The organism is Inquilinus sp., assembly GCF_039594555.1.
Taxonomy (GTDB): domain Bacteria; phylum Pseudomonadota; class Alphaproteobacteria; order DSM-16000; family Inquilinaceae; genus Inquilinus.
The window spans coordinates 1-5,036 of the sequence record NZ_JBCNNF010000473.1 but is presented as its reverse complement, the minus strand read 5'-3'; the positions used below and the strand labels follow the sequence as shown (position 1 = coordinate 5,036).

At 69.4% G+C, this 5,036-nt stretch carries 5 protein-coding genes; 4 read left to right on the top strand and 1 reads right to left on the bottom strand.

Annotated features, from left to right (window positions below; all coding sequences use genetic code 11):
• From ABDW35_RS31975 to grxD, 4 genes are all read left to right on the top strand, one after another.
• The coding region (locus ABDW35_RS31975) for a phosphoribosylformylglycinamidine synthase subunit PurQ (protein ID WP_343717887.1) at nucleotides 1-347 on the top strand (347 nt) is incomplete at its 5' end.
• A complete protein-coding gene (gene purL / locus ABDW35_RS31970) occupies nucleotides 344-2,584 on the top strand; it encodes a phosphoribosylformylglycinamidine synthase subunit PurL (protein ID WP_343717886.1) in 2,241 nt (746 codons plus the stop codon). The genes ABDW35_RS31975 and purL, both read left to right, overlap by 4 nt.
• A gap of 1 nt (nucleotide 2,585) precedes the next feature.
• Nucleotides 2,586-2,825: a BolA family transcriptional regulator gene (locus tag ABDW35_RS31965; RefSeq protein ID WP_034833020.1), complete on the top strand. Its 240-nt coding sequence runs from the start codon at nucleotides 2,586-2,588 to the stop codon at nucleotides 2,823-2,825.
• A gap of 21 nt (nucleotides 2,826-2,846) precedes the next feature.
• Nucleotides 2,847-3,185 (top strand): Grx4 family monothiol glutaredoxin, encoded by a 339-nt coding sequence (grxD, locus tag ABDW35_RS31960; protein ID WP_343717885.1) that lies wholly within the window; start codon nucleotides 2,847-2,849, stop codon nucleotides 3,183-3,185.
• A 70-nt stretch (nucleotides 3,186-3,255) separates the two neighbouring features.
• Here grxD and ABDW35_RS31955 read toward each other — a convergent pair.
• On the bottom strand, nucleotides 3,256-5,036 hold a 1,781-nt coding region (locus ABDW35_RS31955), incomplete at its 5' end, for a calcium-binding protein (protein WP_343717884.1).

The window sequence follows — 5,036 nt, the reverse complement described above, 5'->3', positions numbered from 1 at the left end:
CGCGCACCGTGGCGATGCGGGTCGAGACCTCGAACAGCCCGTTCACCCGCGGCTACAATGCCGGGCAGACGGTGCGCATCCCGATCCAGCACCATGACGGCTGCTACTTCGCCGACCCGGACACGCTGAAGCGGCTGGAGGACGAGGACCGCGTCGCCTTCCGCTACATCGCCGACGAGGACGGCCGCGGCAACCCGAACGGCAGCCTGAACGACATCGCCGGCATCCTGTCCGAGAACCGGCGGGTGCTCGGCATGATGCCCCACCCCGAGCGGGCGGCGGAGCCGGAACACGGCAATTCCGACGGCCGCGCCATGTTCGAAGGCCTGGTGCAGATCCTTTCATGACCAACGCCCACCCGTCCAACGCCCCCGCCCTGCCGGCGGAACCCGAAGTCACCCAGGCGCTGGCGGCGGAGTTCGGCCTGACCGCCGACGAATTCGCCCTGACCCAGACCATCATGGGCCGGATGCCGACGCTGACCGAGCTCGGCATCTTCTCGGTGATGTGGTCGGAGCACTGCTCCTACAAATCCTCCCGCCGCTGGCTGAAGCAGCTGCCGACCACCGCCCCCTGGGTGATCTGCGGCCCCGGCGAGAATGCCGGCGTGATCGACATCGGCGACGGCCAGGCCGCCATCTTCAAGATGGAGAGCCACAACCACCCGAGCTTCATCGAGCCCTACCAGGGCGCGGCGACCGGCGTCGGCGGCATCCTGCGCGACGTGTTCACCATGGGCGCGCGGCCGGTGGCGAACATGAACGCGCTGCGCTTCGGCAGCCCGGACCACCCGAAGACCCGGCACCTGGTGGCCGGCGTGGTCGAGGGCATCGGCGGCTACGGTAACTGCGTCGGCGTGCCGACGGTGGGCGGCGAGACCAACTTCCACGCCTCCTACAACGGCAACATCCTGGTCAACGCCATGACCGTGGGCGTGGCCTCGACCGATAAGATTTTCTATTCGGCGGCCGGCGGCATCGGCAACCCGGTGGTCTATGTCGGCTCCAAGACCGGGCGCGACGGCATCCACGGCGCCACCATGGCCTCGGCCGAGTTCGACGAGGCGTCGGAGGAGAAGCGCCCGACCGTGCAGGTCGGCGACCCCTTCACCGAGAAGCTGCTGATCGAGGCCTGCCTGGAGCTGATGGCGACCGACGCCATCGTCGCCATCCAGGACATGGGCGCGGCCGGCCTGACCTCCTCCTCCGTCGAGATGGCCAGCAAGGGCGGCTGCGGCATCGAGCTGGACCTCGACCATGTGCCGCAGCGCGAGACCGGCATGGTCCCCTACGAGATCATGCTGTCGGAGAGCCAGGAGCGGATGCTGATGGTGCTGAAGCCCGGCCGCGAGGCCGAGGCCGAGGCGATCTTCCGCAAATGGGAGCTGGACTTCGCCGTGATCGGCCGGGTCACCGACACCGGCCGCATGGTGCTGAAGATGCACGGTCGGACCTGGGCCGACATGCCGGTGGCGGAGCTGGTCGACGCCTCGCCCAACTATGCCCGGCCGTGGGAGCCGACGCCGAAGCGGCCGGAGATCGCCGCGTCGTCACTGCCGCTGCCGGAGGCGCCGGAGGCGGTGCTGACCCGCCTGCTGGCCTGCCCGGACCTCGCCTCCAAGCGCTGGATCTGGGAGCAGTATGACAGCCAGGTCGGCGCCGACACCGTCGCCCTGTCCGGCCAGGCCGATGCGGCGCTGGTGCGGGTGCACGGCACCGGCAAGCTGCTGGCCATCACCACCGACTGCACCCCGCGCTACTGCTATGCCGACCCCGAGGCCGGCGGCGCCCAGGCCGTGGCCGAGGCCTGGCGCAACCTGACCGCCACCGGCGCCCGGCCGCTGGCGATCACCGACAACATGAACTTCGGCAACCCCGAGAAGCCGCGGATCATGGGCCAGTTCGTCGGCTGCATCCAGGGTATGAAGGCCGCCTGCCTGGCGCTTGATTTCCCGGTCGTTTCCGGCAACGTGTCGCTCTACAACGAGACCTCCGGCGAGGCCATCCTGCCGACCCCGGCGATCGGCGGCGTCGGCCTGGTCGAGGCCGGCGGGCGCCATGTCCGGCTCGGCTTCAAGACCGCCGGCGAAGCCATTGTCCTGGTTGGCGAAACTAAGGGCCATGTCGGCGCCTCGCTGTATGCCCGCGAGATCCATGGCCGCGAGGATGGCGCGCCGCCGCCGGTCGATCTGGCCGCCGAACGCCGCAACGGCGATCTCGTCCGCGCGCTGATCCAGGACGGCACGGCGACCGCCTGCCACGACCTGTCCGATGGCGGCCTCTATGTCGCCGTGGCGGAGATGGCGATGGCAGGGCGGATCGGCGCCACGGTCGATCTTCCGGCCGAGGCCGGGCTGCTGTTCGGCGAGGACCAGGGCCGCTATCTGGTCACCACGGCCGACGGCGAGGCGCTGCTGGCGCGAGCCCGGGCGGCCGGCGTGCCGGCGCAAATCATCGGCCGCACCGGCGGCGATGTGTTGAAGCGCGGCGACGGCAATGCCATATCGGTGGCTGAGCTGCGCCGCATCAACGAGGCGTGGCTGCCCAGCTACATGACCGACATCGTGCAGTCGGGAGAGGCATGAGATGGCGATGGACCCGGCGGAGATCGTCCGCCTGATCAAGGACGGCCTGCCCGGCGCCGAGGTGCGGATCGAGGATCTGCGCGGCGACGGCGACCACTATGCCGCCTATGTCACCAGCCCCGCCTTTGCCGGCAAGAGCCGCGTGCAGCAGCATCAGATGGTCTATCAGGCCCTGGGCGGCCGGATGGGCAACGAGCTGCACGCCCTGATGCTGCACACCTCGATCGCCGCCGAAGCCTGACCCTCAGCCAGCGAGACCCCCATGGACAACCCCGTCTTCGAGCGCATCCGCAACGACATCGCCGGCAACGACGTCGTCGTCTACATGAAGGGCACCCCGGTGTTCCCGCAATGCGGCTTCTCCGCCGCCGTGGTCCAGGTGCTGACCCATCTCGGCGTGCCGTTCAAGGGCATCGACATCCTGGTCGACCCCGGCCTGCGCCAGGGCATCAAGGAATTCTCGAACTGGCCGACCATCCCGCAGGTCTACGTCAAGGGCGAGTTCGTCGGCGGCTGCGACATCATCCGCGAGATGTACCAGACCGGCGAGCTGCAGGAGCTGCTCGAGGGCAAGGGCGTCGCCGTCGCCGCCCAGGGCTGATCTCCGCCTCAAGGCCTGTATATCGACGAAATGCCCGCCCCTGTCGGGGCGGGCATTGTCGTATCGGCCGCTACAGCACGAAGTCGGCCGCCACCAGCGGCACCGCGCCGGTCAGCGTAATGGCGAAATCGGACACCTTGTCGCCATTGATGTCGCCGGCGATGGTGGTGACGCCGCCGGAGACGGCGTAGCGCAACTGGCCGGCGACGCCGGTGTAGAGGCCGGTGCCGAGGAAGGTGAAGGCCTGGTTCCCGACCAGCCCGCTGTTGGCGTCGATCGCCGACAGGTCGATCAGGTCGGCCTGGGCATGGCTGAAATCGGTGATCCGGTCCGCCCCCGCCCCGGTCGGGCTGTTCGTCACGCTGACATAGACGAAGCGGTCGGCCCCGGCGCCCCCGGTCAGCGTGTCCTGGCCGTCACCGCCCGTGAGCACGTCGTTGCCGTTCCAGCCCTGCAGGGTGTTCGCGACGGCGCTCCCGATCAGGCTGTCATTGCCCTGGCTGCCGCTGACATTCTCGAAGTTGAACAGCGTGTCGCCCTGGGCGTCGCCGCCGCTGGCGGCGCCGGTCGCCAGGTTGACCGCGACCCCGACCGTGCCGGTGTAGTAGCTGACGGTATCGACCCCGGCGCCGCCATCCTGGTAGTCGGCCCCGGCATCGCCGCGCAGCACGTCGTTGTCAGCGCCGCCATAGAGGTAATCATTGCCGGCCGCGCCGGTGAGGGTGTCGTTGCCGGCATCGCCATACAGGCTCTCGGCATCGGCCGACCCGACCAGCACGTCCGAACCATCACCGCCCGAGCCGTAGTCGCTGCCGCCCCCGCCAGTCTCGATGCGATCGTCGCCGGCATTCCCATACATGTAGTCCCGTCCGGCACCGCCGAGGAGGACGTCGTTGCCGTCATTCCCCGACAGGCTGTCGTCGCCGGTGCTGCCGCCGATCGTATCGTTGCCGGCGCCGCCATTGAGATTGTCGTTGCCCCCCGCCCCGTTCAGGGCATCGGTGCCGTCGCCGCCATAGATCGCGTCGTTGCCGGCGCCGCCCGCGATGCTGTCATTGCCCGTCCCGGCGTAGTAGGTCATCAGTTCCATGTTGACGGCGCGGCTGCCGTCGCTGCCGGCCGCCCCGTTCAGCACGAAGGTGACCCCGACGGTCGTGGTGCTGCGGTCGACATAGAGTGTGTCGATGCCGGCGCCGCCGTCGACGATATCGACGCCGATTCCGGTGGCGATGTAGTCGTCGCCGTCGCCGCCGGCGATCGCGTCATTGTCGGCGCCGCCATAGAGCGAGTCGTTGCCGGCATAGCCGTAGATCGTGTCGTTGCCGGCGTCGCCGTAGAGGGTGTCAGCATCGCCCGAGCCGACCATCGTGTCCTTGCCGTCGCCGCCCGAGCCATAGTCGCTGCCGCCACCTCCGGTCTCGATCCGGTCGTCGCCGGCATTGCCATACAGGTAGTCCCGGCCGAGCCCGCCGCGGAGGATGTCGTTGCCGTCATTCCCCGACAGGCTGTCGTCGCCGTCGCCGCCCGCGAGCGTGTCGGTCCCGGCACCGCCGTTGAGATTGTCGTTCCCCGCCGCGCCGTTCAGCACGTCGGTGCCGTCGCCGCCATAGATGGCGTCATTGCCGCCGGCTCCGGTCACGGTGTCATTGCCCGACCCGGCGTAATAGGTCATCACCTCCATGTTGATCGCCCGGCTGCCGTCGCTGCCGGCGGCGCCGTTCAGGGTGAAGGTGACGCCGGCGCTGGTGGTGCCGCGGTCGACATAGAGCGTGTCGGTGCCGGCGCCGCCATCGACGATGCCGGCGCCGATCCCGGTGGGGATGTAGTCGGCGCCGTCGCCGCCGGCCATCG

Bases quoted from the DNA above. Each gene is read 5' to 3' on its own strand.
- ABDW35_RS31965 (WP_034833020.1), top strand. From the start codon at position 2,586: ATGGCGATGGACCCGGCGGAGATCGTCCGCCTGATCAAGGACGGCCTG.
- purL (WP_343717886.1), top strand. From the start codon at position 344: ATGACCAACGCCCACCCGTCCAACGCCCCCGCCCTGCCGGCGGAACCC.
- grxD (WP_343717885.1), top strand. From the start codon at position 2,847: ATGGACAACCCCGTCTTCGAGCGCATCCGCAACGACATCGCCGGCAAC.